A 15,174-nucleotide genomic window follows, 5' to 3' on the forward strand; every position below is an offset into this window, starting at 1 on the left:
GTCCGTTTGACCCACTGTCTTTACTAACGTATTTTTTCCTTATATCCTGACAATTTGGTACAATACAGTCGGTACTAGAATGTCAAATGAAGGGGCTATGATCGATATGTTCAAAATCTTTATTGTCGAAGACGATACCGGGCTAGTCAACCTGCTGAAAGAGTATCTTCATAAATTCGGTTACATGACGCAGTCCGTTCATGATTTCGAGACGGTACGCGATCAATTTGAATCGTATGACCCCCACCTTGTGCTTCTGGATATCAATCTGCCAAAATACGACGGCTATTACTGGTGCCGCCAGTTCCGAAGTCTCTCCACCTGCCCGATCATCTTCATCTCCGCTCGCGACGGGAAAATGGATCAGGTGATGGCGCTGGAGAACGGTGCCGATGATTATATAACCAAACCCTTTGACTACGAGATTGCCATGGCCAAAATCAAGAGCCAGCTCCGGCGTGCCTACGGCTCTTATGCTGTCGCTCAGAATGAGCGCGTGCTCAGCGTCGCCGGACTCACGCTGGACGTTGAACGTCTCTCCCTGTCGCTTGGGCAGAACCAGACGGAGCTCAGCCATACTGAAGCCAAAATATTGGACGAGTTAATGAAGAAGCCCGAGCAGATCATCAGCAGGGACCGGCTTCTGGAGAAAATATGGGATGATCAGGCCTTTGTGGACGATAATACGCTGAACGTATACATCACCCGCGTCCGCAAGAAACTGGCTGCCCTCGGGATCGAGGAGGGTCTTCAAACCGTGCGCGGTCGCGGCTATCGACTGGTACCGAACTGGGGGGACCAAGCATGAGGCTATTTCTGCAAGAACAGCGTCCCTTAATGATTGTCTACATAGCCCAGCTTCTCGTGATAACACTCATTTACAGACTGGATGGCTATCGCAATTTGATGGTCAGTCTGTACGCAGGCATCATCAGCTTGCTGCTGCTTCTCGGCTACCTGTCCTTTCGATTTATTGCCAACCGTTCGTTCTATAAACGATTAGAGCAGCCGCTCCCGGGAGAATCCCTCACCGGCGAATCCTCGGAAGAATCCTCCCATACGCCGCTCGCCGAAGCGCTTCATCAACTGCTGAAAACCCAGTTCCGGCATTACACCACGGATCTGCATAACTATAAGCATAAGATTGAAGGCCATCTTCAGTTCATCAACCAATGGGCCCACCAGATGAAAACGCCGATTTCGGTCATTCACCTGATCCTTCAGGATGACGATGATCCCCGTTTTGCCGCGATCGGCGACGAGCTGGATCGACTCAAAAAAGGGCTTGATCTGGTGCTGTACACCGCCAGGCTTGATACGTTCGAGCATGATTTTCACGTGGAGAACCTGCCGCTTCAGCGAATCGTCCGAAATGTCACCTCCGAGCAAAAGCGTCTGTTTATCCGGCGGAGAATGTACCCGTCCATCCGGATCGATTCCGGATTAATGGTGGCCACAGACGAGAAATGGCTCTCTTTTGTGCTGACGCAGTTGCTGACCAACGCGGTTCGATATACGCTAAAGGAACAAGGGACCCTCTTTTTTAACGGCTACACCCGGGAGAATCAAGTTGTGCTTGAAATCCGGGACGAAGGCATCGGCATTCCCCAAAGCGACCTGCCGCGAGTGTTCGACCCCTATTTCACCGGAGAGAACGGGCGCAGGTTCCAGGAATCGACAGGCATGGGGCTGTTTCTTGTCAAACAAATATGCGATAAGCTTGGACATGCCTTCGAAATCCAATCCAAAGTAGATGAAGGAACGACGGTCCGGATCATTTTTTCGGATTACTCAGGGCACATTGCGAATTAAGTTCAACGGCTAGGCAGGGCAGCGCTTTTTGCCTATTCGGAAACGATAACAGTGGCAGTCCCTGAACTAACTTACGGCAGTTAAAGAAACCTTACAAGGTTGTAAGGTAACTGTAAGTTACGAATATGGCATGAATGCGAACGAATCTTTTACAATGATATCATCGTTATAGAGGAGTGAAGATATGCCCATCCTGAGCGTCAAGCATCTATCCAAAATCTATGAGGGCAAAGTGGCGTTCCAAGCGCTGAACAATATTCACTTCAACGTCGCCAAAGGGGAATTCGTCGGCATTATGGGTCCTTCTGGCAGCGGAAAAACCACGCTCCTCAATCTGATCGCAACCATTGATCAGCCCACAGCCGGAGAAGTGATCATAGGCGGGCGCAATCCTCATCTTCTCAGCAGAAGTGACACCGCTCTGTTCCGGCGCCGGGAGTTGGGCTTCGTCTTCCAGCACTTCAATCTGCTGGATACGCTGACCGTCCAGGAAAATATCGTTCTCCCGTTGACGCTGGAGGGCATGCCGCTTGACGAAATGGGCATCCGGCTAAGCCGGATCGCAGATCGACTCGGCATCGGGTCCATTCTGCACAAGCATACCTATGAGATTTCCGGCGGACAGATGCAGCGCACCGCTATTGCCAGGGCGCTCATTCAGGAGCCCTCCCTGATCCTCGCTGACGAGCCCACCGGCAACCTGGACTCCAAAGCCTCCAAAGAGGTGATGCAGACGCTTTCCGCTTCGAGTAAAGAGGCTTCCGTAACGATTCTCATGGTCACTCATGATCCGGTGGCAGCCAGCTACTGTGACCGCGTCTTGTTCATCAAAGACGGACAACTTTATAATGAAATGTACTGCGGTGACAACCGCCAAGCCTTTTTCCAGAAAATCATCGACATGCTGGCTTTACTGGGAGGAGGCAGTCATGACCTTTCGACAATTCGCTTTTAGGAATGTCCTGAGGAATAAGCGGACCTATGCTGCCTATTTCTTAAGCAGTGCATTCTCCGTCATGATTTTCTTTGTATGCGCGCTGTTCCTGTTCCATCCTGCGATAGCAGACGAGATGTTCTATCCGGTTGTTATCCAGGCGATGCTCGGAGCCGAACTGATCATGTATGTATTCTCATTTTTCTTCGTGCTGTATTCCGTGGGGGCTTTTCTAAAGACGCGCAAGCGCGAGTTCGGCATTCTGTTCATGCATGGCATGACGGATCGCCAGTTTAACAAGATGGTTTTTCTCGAAAATATGATCATCGGCGTAAGCGCCATTGCTACAGGCATCCTATTCGGCATCATTACAGGCAAGCTGTTTCTGATGGCAGGCTCGGCCTTTCTGGGAATCCCGCCCCTGCCGTTTCGATTGCCCCTGCGTGCGCTTGGACTGACGGTTGCAAGTTATGTGCTGCTGTTTATCATTATCTCGCTGTGCACCTCTAGGCTGCTGCGTCCTAAAGCGTTGATCGATCTGTTTCAATCCGGACAGCGGCCTAAAACCGCGCCCAGGACAACGCCCTGGTTATCGATATTGGCAGCCGTGCTGCTGGTGGTCAGCTACAGCTTGGCCGCCACGACAAGCGCGTCAACCCTCGCGCTGCGCATGTTCCCGGTTACCTTAATGACGATGATCGGCACCTATCTGTTGTATACGCAGCTAGGGGTTGCTCTCGTGCGGAGGTTGAAGCAGAGCCGCCGGTTAGCCTGGAGAAGGACCAGGCTGGTCTCGCTATCCAGCCTGCATTACCGGCTTAGGGATCATGCACAGATGTTCTCGATGGTAACGATCGTGCTGGCTGTTTCCTTTTGCTCGGTAGGCGTATTTGCCTCCATCCCCGTGCTCACGAAGCAATTCAACGAGGATTTCCCTGCTGCCATCGGTTATCTCGCCAAAACGGGAGACACCTTAGAGAAGCAGCATTTACATGAAATCCGACAGGAGCTTGAATCGAAAAAAATACCGTTTGAAACGCTATCGTTTCGCGTGAAATATACGGAAGTTGAGCCAACTTCCGCACAGGTCGGGCAGTTGCAAAATCCGTTGGCACTGATCTCCTTCTCCGACTATAAGACGGCGGTGCTGATGGCGGGGTTACCCTTTGATGAGCAGCCGCTGAGCGGTGAGGATGCGCTTGTCCTGATTGCTTCGCAAAATGACAGGGCTTATATCCGCGATCGGGAGCACGCTTCATACCGGATTAATGATTCCGAAATCCTCCTGCATGAAATCGGTTATTCCGATCATGTCGGCGTACCGGAATATTTGCTGCCGGAAATGGACAACGATTCTCGTTTCGGCGGGCTTGTGGTCAGTGACGAAGACTTCGCCGCCATCACAAATCCGGTCCGGTTAGAGCGGTACACCGGCTTCTATGTGGATGATTTCACAGAGACCGAGGGCATCGTCCCCCATCTGGCCCCGCGCGGGGCGGTGCGTTATGAGATGGGCCAGCCTTATGCGCTGGCGGTCAGCGGCACGCTCTTTGCCCTTCGGGACAGCCTGTACAATATGCTGCTCTTCGCGGCACTGCTTGTGGGCACGGTGTTTTTTATCGCGGCAGGAAGCTTCCTGTACTTCCGCCTCTATGCCGATCTGGATTATGACCGCAGGCATTATGCCACGATATCCCGGCTTGGAATGACCGATAAGGAGTTCCGGCGGATCGTCACCGGACAGCTGGCGCTGCTGTTTTTTGTACCGATCAGCCTTGCAATTGTACACAGCATCTTTGCCTTTATCGCGCTGCAGAGCTACTTCTACTTATCCATTGCGGCTGAAATGGGCATCGTACTGATCAGCTTCCTGATGATGCAGGTCCTGTATTTCTTCTTCATCCGCAGTCAATATCTGCGCAAGCTGAAGCAGACCCTTATATAAAGGATGACAGCAGCATCCTTATCTTTGAAAGAGGTGTAACTCTTGGAAAACTGGATTACGGATATAATGGAGCAGTTCGGCTATATCGGCATCCTGCTGATGATTGCCCTGGAAAACGTGTTTCCTCCGATCCCCTCCGAGGTCATTCTTACCTTCGGCGGATTCATGACCACCTACACGAAACTGACGGTGCCCGGTGTCATTATTGCAGCTACCGTCGGGTCTGTGGTCGGTGCCGTCATTCTGTACGGGATTGGCCGACTGCTCGATGTCGAGCGGCTTGAAAAAATCGTGGATCGCTGGGGTCATATCCTCCGCGTCAAAAAAGAAGACATCCGCAAGGCGGATGCGTGGTTTGATAAATACGGCTACTGGACCGTGCTGTTCTGCCGCATGATTCCGCTGATCCGGAGCCTGATCTCCATCCCGGCGGGGATGTCCAACATGAAGTTCGGCATGTTCCTCCTCTTCACGACCATCGGTACCCTGATCTGGAACGTTATTCTGGTATGCGTGGGAGCCGCTGTCGGTGATTCATGGGAAAATATCGTGGCCTTCATGGACGTCTATTCCAATATCGCTTATGCTGTAATAGCTGTGGCCGTGATTGCGTTTCTGTTCTTTTTCTTCCGCAAGCGGAGAAAGTCAGCTTAAAGTTACGCATTTCATGCCACTTATCATTCATATCATTACATTTCACATTTTTTGTAAGGGAGAGACTATAGGTCATGGATTTTTTAACCATCCTCAAAGCAATTATTCTGGGTATCGTCGAGGGACTGACCGAGTTCGCTCCTGTATCCTCTACCGGTCATATGATCATCGTTGATGATATGTGGCTGAAATCCGAGGAGTTTCTGACGAAATACGTAGCCAACACGTTCAAGGTCGTGATTCAGCTCGGCTCCATTCTCGCCGTCATCGTGGTGTTTAAGGACCGCTTTCTGGATCTCTTGGGACTCAAGCGCAAAAAGCCTGAAGCCGGCGTACCGGCGGTTACGGGCAGACTAAAGCTCAGCCAGGTTATCGTCGGTTTGATTCCGGCCGGTGTTCTGGGCGTCTTGTTCGAAGACTTCATTGACGAGCATTTATTTTCTACCGAAACGGTGCTGATCGGACTCGTGATCGGGGCCATCTTCATGATCTTTGCCGATAAAGTCAGCTCGAAAAGAGAGCCGAACGTGGTCACCGTCGACCAAATTACGTACAGACAGGCATTCAGCGTCGGCCTGATTCAGTGTCTGTCGCTCTGGCCGGGCTTCTCCCGCTCCGGCTCCACCATCTCCGGAGGCGTCATGCTCGGCATGAGTCATCGCGCGGCGGCTGACTTTACCTTCATTATGGCCGTGCCGATCATGTTCGGAGCCAGCTTACTGTCGCTGCTGAAGAACTGGGAATACTTCACGGTGGAGGCTCTTCCGTTCTTCATCGCCGGTTTCGTGGCCGCCTTCGTCTTCGCCTTGGTCTCCATCCGCTTCTTCCTGAAGCTGATTAACCGGATCAAGCTGGTGCCGTTTGCGATCTATCGGATCGTGCTTGCCGCTGTTATTGCGTTGGTGCTTTATCTGTAAAACCGTTCTATAAGTACCGTTTACAATCCTAGATGCCCTTGCGCATGTAAAGGGGCTGTCCCAAAGTCATCTTTAATGACTTTTGGGACAGCCCCGTTTTATTAAAAGTGCGCGGATGGATATGGTATTAACAGACTACATTAAACAAATGTTCCTCTATCTCTCTTTTGTTATAGAGCTTCGTTTACCTCATTCGAGAACCATTTCGCGATGATTTGCGGCCTTGTTATGGCGCTGCCTACAACCACACAATGAGCCCCCATTTTGATCGCTTTTGCAGCCTGTTCCGGTGTGTTGAAGTTGCCTTCTGCAATGACTGGTTTCTTACACTGCTTAATCAATTCTTCCAGCACGGTGAACTTCTCCACATGCTGAGACTGCGGGGTATAACCAATAAGTGTCGTTCCAATGTAGTGGAAACCCAATCGATCTGCTCGCAACCCCTCTTCCGTGGTGGAGATATCCGCCATGAACTTCTGCGAAGGGTATTTTGTAAAGATCGATTTCAGGAATGCCTCATCCTGATCCATCGTCGCTTGCACAGCAATAATTTCAACCCCCGTACCAACAAGCGCATCCACTTCGGTCATGGTCGCTGTAATGAACGATTGCATACCCGGATATTCTTTTTTGATAATGCCAATAATGGGCAACTCCACTTGCTTCTTAATCTCTTCGATGTCTTCAACGCTATTCGCACGGATCCCCACCGCATCGGCTTCGGCAGCCGCAATGGCCATACGTCCCATAATAAATGAACTATGCAACGGTTCGCCTGGCAAAGCCTGACATGATACAATTAATCCTCGATTCACAATATGTTCCCTCCATGCCCTATCCTGTTTTATTCTTCTCCAATAGCCTCATTTATCTTTTGTTTAATTAAGTCGGCTTTGGCGCCAAATACAGCCTGAACCCCACCTTTTACTTCCAATACCGCGGTAGCACCCAGTTCTTTGATTGTATCCTTATCTACTTTCGATACATCTTTGACGGCAACACGAAGTCTTGTAATACATGCATCAACATCTTCCAGGTTCTCCTTGCCGCCAAGCGCACTCAGCACTTTCATCGCGGTCTCTCCAATACTGTCCTTGGATTCGACCGATACGCTCTCCCCTTCACTTTCACGTCCAGGTGTCGCCACATTGAATTTCGTAATTAAGAAGCGGAACACAAGGTAATAGATGATCGCCCAGATGACCCCCATAATGATGACATAGATCCAATTAGTCCTGGCATTCCCCTGCAGAACCCCGAAGAGCAAGAAGTCGATGGCCCCGCCAGAGAAGGTATTCCCGATTCGAACGGATAACATATCCGCGATCATAAAGGATAGACCGTCCAGAGCCGCATGAACCACATATAACCAAGGAGCAACGAATAAGAACATAAACTCAATCGGCTCCGTAATCCCTGTCAGAAACGATGTCAGCGCTGCACTAAAGAACAAACCAAACACAAGTTTGCGGCGGTTCTTCGGAACGCAATGATACATCGCAAGACATGCCGCAGGAAGACCAAACATCATCGTAGCAAAACGCCCTGCAAAAAAACGGGTTCCTTCGGAGAACATTCCAACATGATTCGGATCAGCCAGTTCGGCAAAAAAGATTTTCTGCGCACCCACCACTTGCTGACCTGCAACCGTGGCGACACCGCCCAGCTCTGTGAACCAGAACATCGGATAAATCATATGGTGCAGACCGACAGCACCTGTAAGGCGAAGCAAGAATCCGTATAAATAGGTTCCGAAATATCCCATTCCGGCAATAGCAGTCCCTGCCGCTACCAGCCATCCTTGAAACGTAGGCCAGATTAAGAAGAAGATCCCGCCAACAAAAATAGCACTAAACGATGAGACGATCGGAATAAACCGCGAGCCCCCAAAAAATCCTAGAAAGGAAGGTAATTGAATCCCCCGGTATCGATTGTTCAAATAAGTAACCAGGATACCAATGACAATAGCCCCTACAACCCCGGTGTCAATGGATTCAACGCTTGGATTGAATACCGTGATCATTGCACCAATCGATGCATTCATAACCAGGAACGATACGGCTGCTGCCAGTGCGGCAGTACCTTTATCTTTTTTCGCTAATCCCACGGCAAGGCCAATACACATGATTAGCGCTAAGTTGGCAAACACAACGTTGCCGGCTGCTGACATAATTTGAAAAATAGCTTGTAAAAACGGCGTATTCAGAATCGGATATGCCGCAATCGTATTCGCATTCGATAAGGATCCGCCAATCCCAAGCAGCAAACCCGCAGCAGGTAGGATTGCAATCGGTAACATAAATGACTTACCAAGCTTTTGCAGCTGTTTAAACATGGATGTTCCTCCTATTAGATCAATCATTGTACTTCCATCGCGATATGTCAATTCTACATCATGAAATTATTTTAGTAAATATATTTTTATTAAAATAATTTCATTATTACTTGGAAATTAATCCATGACAAGCCTTAGTATATGAACAACTCACAATAAAAAAACCTGTGTCCCTCCAGTAGACGAAAAACACGTCAACTTCTGAGGTTCACAGGTACGATGAAAGCTTTATTGTTAATCCATTCGATTATGTTCAAGAATCGTATTCACTGTAATTTGCATCCGACTATTCAAATCCGGATCCGCGAGTAAGATCATACATAAAATATCGATCGCATACATGACGGAAAATTGACTATTTACAAACCTTTCTTTATCAACAAACAATGTATTGGGGACCAGAATAAAAGAGTCCACTTGCTGCGCCAGCGTACTCTCGGAGAAGCTGGTCAGACAGATGACTTTGCACCGATTATTCTTTGCAATTCTGGTTGCGTCGACAATGACAGACGTTTCCCCTGAACTGGAAATCGCAATAACGAAGTCATTCTCATTCACTATCGAACTATTGATCAGCATTAAATGCGAATCCGTAATACTCTGCACATTGAAGCCCATTCGCAGCAAACGAAGCATCATTTCTTTCGCTGAAAGTCCCGAGCTTCCGATCCCGTATATGAAAATCCGTGCTGCGCCCTTAATCGCTTCAGCAAGCCGATGTAAATATGTAATGTCCAGCAATTGATTCGAACGCTCAATGACCGTCTGATAGAAGTTAGATACTTGAATGAGAATATCGTCATCCACCGAAGGAGCCGTCGCAGTACGCAGCCTGCCCAACTGAACCTTTAATTCTGCAAAATTATTGCAACCAATTTTCTTGCAGAAATGTGTGATTGTTCCATTCGAGACACCAACATGGTTCGCGAGCACAGATATATTCATGTTATTAATCGATTGACCTTCTTGAAGAATATAATTCGCTACCAACTGTTCTTTCTTCGAGAAACTCGGATATAACTGCTGAATAACCATATAAATATCCATTGAATCCACCACCGCCATTTGGGAATTATAACAAAAAAAGCATACGGATTCAATATGGTTGCTATGGGCCTGAATGCTCGTGAATGCTCGTGTATGCTCGTGCCCATCCTGAATCCTAGTTGGTCAGTGAATATCGGGAATGCGGGGACTTTGAGGAGCAGCTTACTACAGTTGGTCCTTTGAATAATACCGCACCTTTTTACCACGACAGCTGGCGTATTCAATCTCACCCCGTGTGCTATCTCCAATATAGCCGTTCACATCAATTATAGGATACCAAATGGGAGAAGAGCATTTTTGATCTTTTTTGCCAACATCAAAAAGCCCCTTCGATTACAAAGATCGAAGAGGCTTATGCAATGATACTATTTCGTTATCGATCACAGGAACGACTCCCTGCCATGAAGAAGATAAAACCGTGCCCCTTACTGCATTCATCTTTAGCGACGTTCCCATCTCCGCGACGAGCGCAGGGGAGCACAAGCCGGTCAGGTTATTCCACAAAGAATTTGCCCCTAGTAACCAGATAACCTAAGTCGCCCCCATGAACCCCCTTGCACTCCCGCCTTACATGGCCGAGCCGAACCTGCATCCTGCTATACGCCTAAAGCCGCAAAAACCATTACCCCAGCGGCTTCAGCTGAACGGTGCGCTTGGTGCTTGCGGATTCGTACGCTGCAATGGCGACCCGGGCGGAGAGGTAGCCGTCTTCCCCGGTAATTTCGACCGGCTTACCGTCGCGGATGCTCTCGACAAAGCTGTTGATGAGGCCTTCGTCCATATCATCGCCCCAGAAGCTCCACGACGCTTTCCCGGTCACATCGCTGTATACATCGTTCTTCTGGGCAAAAGAATCAATATTCAGCACACCCTTGGTGCCGATGATCTCAAGCGTTACGTCCCCCCATGTCGGGAAGGTGCGGTTGCGGGACCAGCTTGGGTCCAACACGGCCACGACGCCGTTTGCGAACTTGACGTGGACCATGCCGGCATCGTCAATCTCCGTGTCATGGAAGAGCGTTTCCGCATGGGCGTATACTGCCTCTGCCTTGCTGCCGGTAAACCAGTGCATCAGGTCCATCACATGGACGGTATGATCCAATACAGCTCCGCCGCCCGATTTCTCCCGTTCGATAAACCAGCCACCAGGCATGCTTCCCCGGTTGGTTCCCTTCATGGCCAAAATTTCGCCGATCTGCCCTGCGTCAATCGCTTCCTTCGCCTGACGAACGGACGTAATATAACGGCAAGGAAAAGCCGTCATAAGCTGCACGCCATGATCCTTGCACACTTGAATCATCTCCAGCATCTCGGACTCGGACAAACCTAACGGCTTCTCGCACAGCACATGCTTGCCCGCCGCAGCGGCAAGTTTGGTAAATTCCGCATGACGCGCATTTTCCGAACAGATGACGACAGCATCCAGCTCCTGTGCCAGCAATTCATTATAGTCCGCATAATACGGTATACCTCGGTCGACAGAGTATGGACGCACACGCTCCGCGTTTTCATCGGCAACTCCGACCACTTCGACATCATCCCGCTTCAGCATGCCTAGGAGATAGCTCGCTGCATGCATATGGGCAAAGCTGATAAAGCCTACTTTAACTTTCTTCATGAAACCGTCCCTCCGATCATCACGGGCTGTCCAGTCTGAGCCGATTGCTCCGCTGCCTGAGCGATTTCAACGGCATAGCAAGCATCCTTAATACTTACGAGCGGCTCGCTGCCGTTTCGAATGCACTCGATAAAATGCTGCACCTCGTTATAATAAGGGTCATACAGACTTGGGCTTGAAGGAACCTGCACGGCTGCTCCCTCCCCTGCCTCCGCATTGACCAATCTAATGTCCAGAGACTGCACCTGATTGCTATCAAATCTTATAATTCCTTGATCTCCCGAAATCTCGAACTGCGTCGTAAACGGTCCGGGATACCCCCAATAGCCGGTTAGACTGGCGATTGCGCTATTTTTAAAATGAAGCGTAAGCTGAGCATACTCCATCTCAGGCTCATCCCGCTTAACGATGGAAGCATATACCGACTCCACTTCCCCGAACAGCCAGCAGGCAAAATCGATATCGTGAATCATGAGATCCATGATAACACCGCCGCTCTTGCTTGGGTCGTTATACCATCCATCCATACCCTGCGGATAGGAACCGTACCGCTTAAAGTGAGCCATCTTCGGCGTTCCGATATTTCCAGAGTGAGCCTGCCGGTACGCATTGTGATAGTTCGGGAAGAAACGGACGACATGGCCGATAAACAACCGGACTCCGTGCTTCTCGCAGGCCGCCTTCATCTCTTGTGCATCCTCCAGGCTCAATGCAGCCGGTTTTTCGCAGATGACGTTCAGCCCTTTTTCAGCTAGTTTCAATACAAACGGTTTATGGAGATAGGTGGGCAGACACACCGCAACCGTTTCCAAATCTTTTTGTTCAAACAGCGACTCTACATCCGTGTATGCCTTCGCCCTGGTCAAAGCTGCAGCCCGCTCAGCCCGCCCGGCGTTAATATCGACCACACCCGTCACCGTTACTCCCGGCATTTTCGCCAAATTGTGCGCATAGGCTGTCCCCATCGTTCCGCAGCCCAAAATCGCAATGTTCATGCTTATCCCTCCAGTATACCTATAATGACTTGGACCAAAAAGTGATACCGTATCCGTTATCCGCGAATACTACCCACCCTGTTACATTCTTCATATAACATAACATTCCTGCCTCTTTTTCGCATGATTCGTGCTTTTTTGAACTTATGCCGCTAACTTGGTAAAGTGTATATATAGAGTAGTATAAATCTTCTATATGGCGCCTCAGCCATTTAGAAATAACATTCGAATAGGGTCGGCAGCCATCCAAGCCTTGGAGCATGCGCACAGGGAGCAGGGCTACGCTGTACATAGAAGCGCACTGCAGATTCGAAGAATTTCGACATTCCAAGAAATATCCACAGAGAGAAAGGGTGTAGAGAGAACATGTCAGAACTTGTCGTTCAAACGAAAGACGGGCGCATTCAAGGCAGTTCGGAAAACGGAGTACGTGTATGGAAGGGAATCCCTTATGCGAAACCCCCAGTAGGCCCACTTCGTTTCCGTGCTCCTGTTCCCCCCGATTCATGGGACGGGATAAAAGATACCACCGCTTTCAGCCCCATGTGCCTTCAGCCACTAGAATCCACGTCAAGCATGCTGGGCGGAGGAGTGACCAAAACGGTGTCCGAGGATTGTCTCTACCTCAATGTGTGGGCACCCCTGAACACGCCAGCGGAGCCGCTGCCCGTCATGGTATGGATTCACGGGGGCACTTTCATCACGGGCTCCGGCAGTTTGCCAAGCTATAACGGTTCATCTTTCGTACTCCGAGGCGACGTGATTGTGGTCACCATCAATTACCGTCTGGGTCCGCTAGGCTTTCTCCATCTCTCCCCATACGGCGAATCCTTTGCCTCTAATACCGGTTTATTGGACCAGATTGCCGCCCTGCAATGGGTACGGGATCATATCTCGGCCTTCGGCGGCGACCCCAAACGGGTTACGGTATTCGGAGAGTCGGCCGGCAGCATGAGCATTGCAGCTTTACTTGCAATGCCGGCAGCCAAAGGGTTGTTTCAGCGAGCCATCATGGAAAGCGGTGCTGCCCAGGTGATGGCTCCGGAGCAGGCACAGATGATAACGGCTGGTTTGCTTAAAGAGCTGGACATCACGCCGGATAAGGCCCATCAGCTTGAATCCCTCACAGGTGAGCAAATATTCGAAGCCGGGGAACGGCTGAAGAAACGGATCGGTCCCGGGGTCAGCATGATCTTCCAACCAGTGCTGGAACCCCACACGCTGCCTCATGATCCGCTGCAGGCTGTCCAATCGGGCTGGGCAAAGGACGTGCCGATCCTGATCGGAACGAATCTCGATGAAGGCGCCTTGTTCTTCCGGCCGGACATGCCGCTTGTGAAGGAGGACGATCTTGTCCGCACCGTTGAAATGATGACCGGCATCCAGGATGCAGCACCCATCACCAAGGAATACCCGTACAGCATCGACGGACATGCCCAGATTATGACCGACCTGTATTTCTGGCGCTCGGCCCTGCAATTCGCTTCCGCTCAGAGCAAGCACGCGCCGGTATGGATGTACCGATTCGATTGGACGCTGCCGAATCATCCGGTTCTCGGCAAAGCGATGCACGCCCTGGAAATACCGTTTGTATTCAACACGCTGGCGCTGTTTCAGAACATCGGTGTTCAAGTCGATGCCGCCACGCAAGCCCTGTCCGACCGGATACAGGATGCTTGGATTGCATTTGCGCGCAATGGCTCACCGGATACGGAGGCGCTGCCGTGGCCTGCTTATGATCCAGTATCACGTTCAACGATGATATTTAACAACGACAGCAGGATCATCGAGGACCCGGATGCGGAGAAGCGCGAAATGCTGCAATTATAAAATGGTCAAGCCATAAGCAAGTTCCCCTCTCGCAGGAGGGAACTCTTATGGAAGCAAAAAAGCTGTATTTCCAGACATGACATCATGGATATCATGCCGGAATACAGCTATTTGTTATGAGCGGCAAATCCATAAACAAAAAAAAAGCCAGCAGATCAGGGTCTTCGTCCTGATCTGCTGGCGAGGATCGGCTATCATTTCATAGCCCGATTCAACCTACTCCAACCATTTTTTATGAATGCCTGCAAACTTGCCTTGCAGCTTCATTTCATCAATCCACATTTCCAGATAGCTTGCATATTCAAAATCACCGCGAGGAATCATGTAGCCTTTTTCGCTGTTCGTGAAAGGCTTATCCGTCAATGCAGCGTACAGTCTGGAGTCTGCTTTTGCATACGTAATCGCTTCGATCGTATCGGTAATCATCACGTCATACGTACCGTCCGCTACCAAATGCGGGATATCCAGGTTATTGGGAACGACAGTCACATTAGCTTTCGTCAGATGCTCGCGTACGAACACTTCGTTTGTTCCGCCCGGATTCACGCCAATGCGAACCGAAGGTTTGTTAATGTCTTCAATCGTCAGGTATTTGTTCTTGTCTTTGGCACGGATCAATGGTGCTTTACCGAAGGAAATGTAACCTTGGGATACATAAGCCGTTTTTTGTCTTGCCGTGTTGCGGGTAACGCCGCCCACTGCGATGTCGAATTTATCAGCCTGCAGATCCTTCATCATGTTGGACCAAGTGGTGTTGACGTAGCGAACTTCCACGCCTAGATCTTTACCAAGCTCTTCCATGGCGTCAACGTCATAACCTTCATACTCTTTTGTAACAGGATTCAAATATGTAAACGGTTTGTAATCCCCTGTCATCCCAACCCGGATGTAGCCTCTTTCGATAATTTCGTCAAGCTGGGAAGCTGCTTGTTTCTTTAGTTGCCCGGGTGCATTGGTCGAAGCCGATTTAGCGGATACCTCCGGCGATGTGAGCACTTCGTTTGCAGCAAAACCCGTTGCTACCAATGATAAGCTGACTACCCCTGCTAGTAATACCTTTTTCCAATTCTTAGCCATGTCTTCGTTT

The 15,174-nt window shown here is 49.9% G+C and carries 13 protein-coding genes; 7 read left to right on the plus strand and 6 right to left on the minus strand.

Features of this window, described 5'->3' with window-relative positions; translation table 11 throughout:
- Positions 1 to 106 precede the first annotated feature (106 nt).
- From ABEW73_RS24835 to ABEW73_RS24860, 6 genes are all read left to right on the plus strand, one after another.
- Positions 107 to 808 carry a response regulator transcription factor gene (locus tag ABEW73_RS24835; protein WP_430173124.1) on the plus strand — a complete coding sequence of 234 codons (702 nt, stop codon included), beginning with the start codon at positions 107 to 109 and terminating at the stop codon, positions 806 to 808.
- Positions 805 to 1,812 carry a HAMP domain-containing histidine kinase gene (locus ABEW73_RS24840; RefSeq protein WP_430173122.1) on the plus strand — a complete coding sequence of 336 codons (1,008 nt, stop codon included), beginning with the start codon at positions 805 to 807 and terminating at the stop codon, positions 1,810 to 1,812. Before ABEW73_RS24835 ends, ABEW73_RS24840 begins: the two co-directional genes overlap by 4 nt.
- Before the next feature lie 184 nt (positions 1,813 to 1,996).
- Complete coding sequence (locus ABEW73_RS24845; protein WP_430173120.1) at positions 1,997 to 2,767, plus strand: ABC transporter ATP-binding protein; 771 nt, start codon at positions 1,997 to 1,999, stop codon at positions 2,765 to 2,767.
- On the plus strand, positions 2,742 to 4,691 hold the full coding sequence (locus ABEW73_RS24850; RefSeq protein ID WP_430173118.1) for an ABC transporter permease: 1,950 nt from the start codon (positions 2,742 to 2,744) through the stop codon (positions 4,689 to 4,691). Before ABEW73_RS24845 ends, ABEW73_RS24850 begins: the two co-directional genes overlap by 26 nt.
- Before the next feature lie 42 nt (positions 4,692 to 4,733).
- Positions 4,734 to 5,345 carry a DedA family protein gene (locus ABEW73_RS24855; protein ID WP_430173116.1) on the plus strand — a complete coding sequence of 204 codons (612 nt, stop codon included), beginning with the start codon at positions 4,734 to 4,736 and terminating at the stop codon, positions 5,343 to 5,345.
- A 74-nt stretch (positions 5,346 to 5,419) separates the two neighbouring features.
- Positions 5,420 to 6,262 (plus strand): undecaprenyl-diphosphate phosphatase, encoded by an 843-nt coding sequence (locus ABEW73_RS24860; protein ID WP_430173114.1) that lies wholly within the window; start codon positions 5,420 to 5,422, stop codon positions 6,260 to 6,262.
- Positions 6,263 to 6,432: 170 nt separating this feature from the next.
- Here ABEW73_RS24860 and ABEW73_RS24865 read toward each other — a convergent pair whose 3' ends face one another.
- The 5 genes from ABEW73_RS24865 to ABEW73_RS24885 all read right to left on the minus strand — a co-directional run bounded on the left by ABEW73_RS24865 (position 6,433) and on the right by ABEW73_RS24885 (position 12,257).
- Complete coding sequence (locus ABEW73_RS24865; RefSeq protein ID WP_430173113.1) at positions 6,433 to 7,077, minus strand: N-acetylmannosamine-6-phosphate 2-epimerase; 645 nt, start codon at positions 7,075 to 7,077, stop codon at positions 6,433 to 6,435.
- Positions 7,078 to 7,106: 29 nt separating this feature from the next.
- Positions 7,107 to 8,597 carry a PTS transporter subunit EIIC gene (locus ABEW73_RS24870; protein ID WP_430173111.1) on the minus strand — a complete coding sequence of 497 codons (1,491 nt, stop codon included), beginning with the start codon at positions 8,595 to 8,597 and terminating at the stop codon, positions 7,107 to 7,109.
- A 234-nt stretch (positions 8,598 to 8,831) separates the two neighbouring features.
- On the minus strand, positions 8,832 to 9,644 hold the full coding sequence (locus ABEW73_RS24875) for a MurR/RpiR family transcriptional regulator (protein ID WP_430173109.1): 813 nt from the start codon (positions 9,642 to 9,644) through the stop codon (positions 8,832 to 8,834).
- A 622-nt stretch (positions 9,645 to 10,266) separates the two neighbouring features.
- A complete protein-coding gene (locus tag ABEW73_RS24880; RefSeq protein ID WP_430173107.1) occupies positions 10,267 to 11,262 on the minus strand; it encodes a Gfo/Idh/MocA family protein in 996 nt (331 codons plus the stop codon).
- A complete protein-coding gene (locus ABEW73_RS24885) occupies positions 11,259 to 12,257 on the minus strand; it encodes a Gfo/Idh/MocA family protein (protein ID WP_430173105.1) in 999 nt (332 codons plus the stop codon). Before ABEW73_RS24885 ends, ABEW73_RS24880 begins: the two co-directional genes overlap by 4 nt.
- 366 nt (positions 12,258 to 12,623) lie before the next feature.
- Between ABEW73_RS24885 and ABEW73_RS24890 the strand changes: the two genes are divergently transcribed.
- Positions 12,624 to 14,087, plus strand: a complete 1,464-nt coding sequence (locus ABEW73_RS24890) for a carboxylesterase/lipase family protein (protein ID WP_430173103.1) — start codon at positions 12,624 to 12,626, stop codon at positions 14,085 to 14,087.
- Between the two features lie 216 nt (positions 14,088 to 14,303).
- Here ABEW73_RS24890 and ABEW73_RS24895 read toward each other — a convergent pair whose 3' ends face one another.
- Positions 14,304 to 15,164: a transporter substrate-binding domain-containing protein gene (locus tag ABEW73_RS24895; RefSeq protein WP_430173102.1), complete on the minus strand. Its 861-nt coding sequence runs from the start codon at positions 15,162 to 15,164 to the stop codon at positions 14,304 to 14,306.
- Positions 15,165 to 15,174 lie beyond the last annotated feature (10 nt).

This window comes from Paenibacillus lautus (genome assembly GCF_050482385.1).
GTDB lineage: Bacteria > Bacillota > Bacilli > Paenibacillales > Paenibacillaceae > Paenibacillus_AQ > Paenibacillus_AQ lautus_B.

Coding starts and splice junctions, on each gene's coding strand:
- ABEW73_RS24835 (WP_430173124.1), top strand. CDS start 107: ATGTTCAAAATCTTTATTGTCGAAGACGATACCGGGCTAGTCAACCTG.
- ABEW73_RS24840 (WP_430173122.1), top strand. CDS start 805: ATGAGGCTATTTCTGCAAGAACAGCGTCCCTTAATGATTGTCTACATA.
- ABEW73_RS24845 (WP_430173120.1), top strand. CDS start 1,997: ATGCCCATCCTGAGCGTCAAGCATCTATCCAAAATCTATGAGGGCAAA.
- ABEW73_RS24850 (WP_430173118.1), top strand. CDS start 2,742: ATGACCTTTCGACAATTCGCTTTTAGGAATGTCCTGAGGAATAAGCGG.
- ABEW73_RS24860 (WP_430173114.1), top strand. CDS start 5,420: ATGGATTTTTTAACCATCCTCAAAGCAATTATTCTGGGTATCGTCGAG.
- ABEW73_RS24870 (WP_430173111.1), bottom strand. CDS start 8,597: ATGTTTAAACAGCTGCAAAAGCTTGGTAAGTCATTTATGTTACCGATT.
- ABEW73_RS24875 (WP_430173109.1), bottom strand. CDS start 9,644: ATGGATATTTATATGGTTATTCAGCAGTTATATCCGAGTTTCTCGAAG.
- ABEW73_RS24880 (WP_430173107.1), bottom strand. CDS start 11,262: ATGAAGAAAGTTAAAGTAGGCTTTATCAGCTTTGCCCATATGCATGCA.
- ABEW73_RS24885 (WP_430173105.1), bottom strand. CDS start 12,257: ATGAACATTGCGATTTTGGGCTGCGGAACGATGGGGACAGCCTATGCG.
- ABEW73_RS24890 (WP_430173103.1), top strand. CDS start 12,624: ATGTCAGAACTTGTCGTTCAAACGAAAGACGGGCGCATTCAAGGCAGT.
- ABEW73_RS24895 (WP_430173102.1), bottom strand. CDS start 15,164: ATGGCTAAGAATTGGAAAAAGGTATTACTAGCAGGGGTAGTCAGCTTA.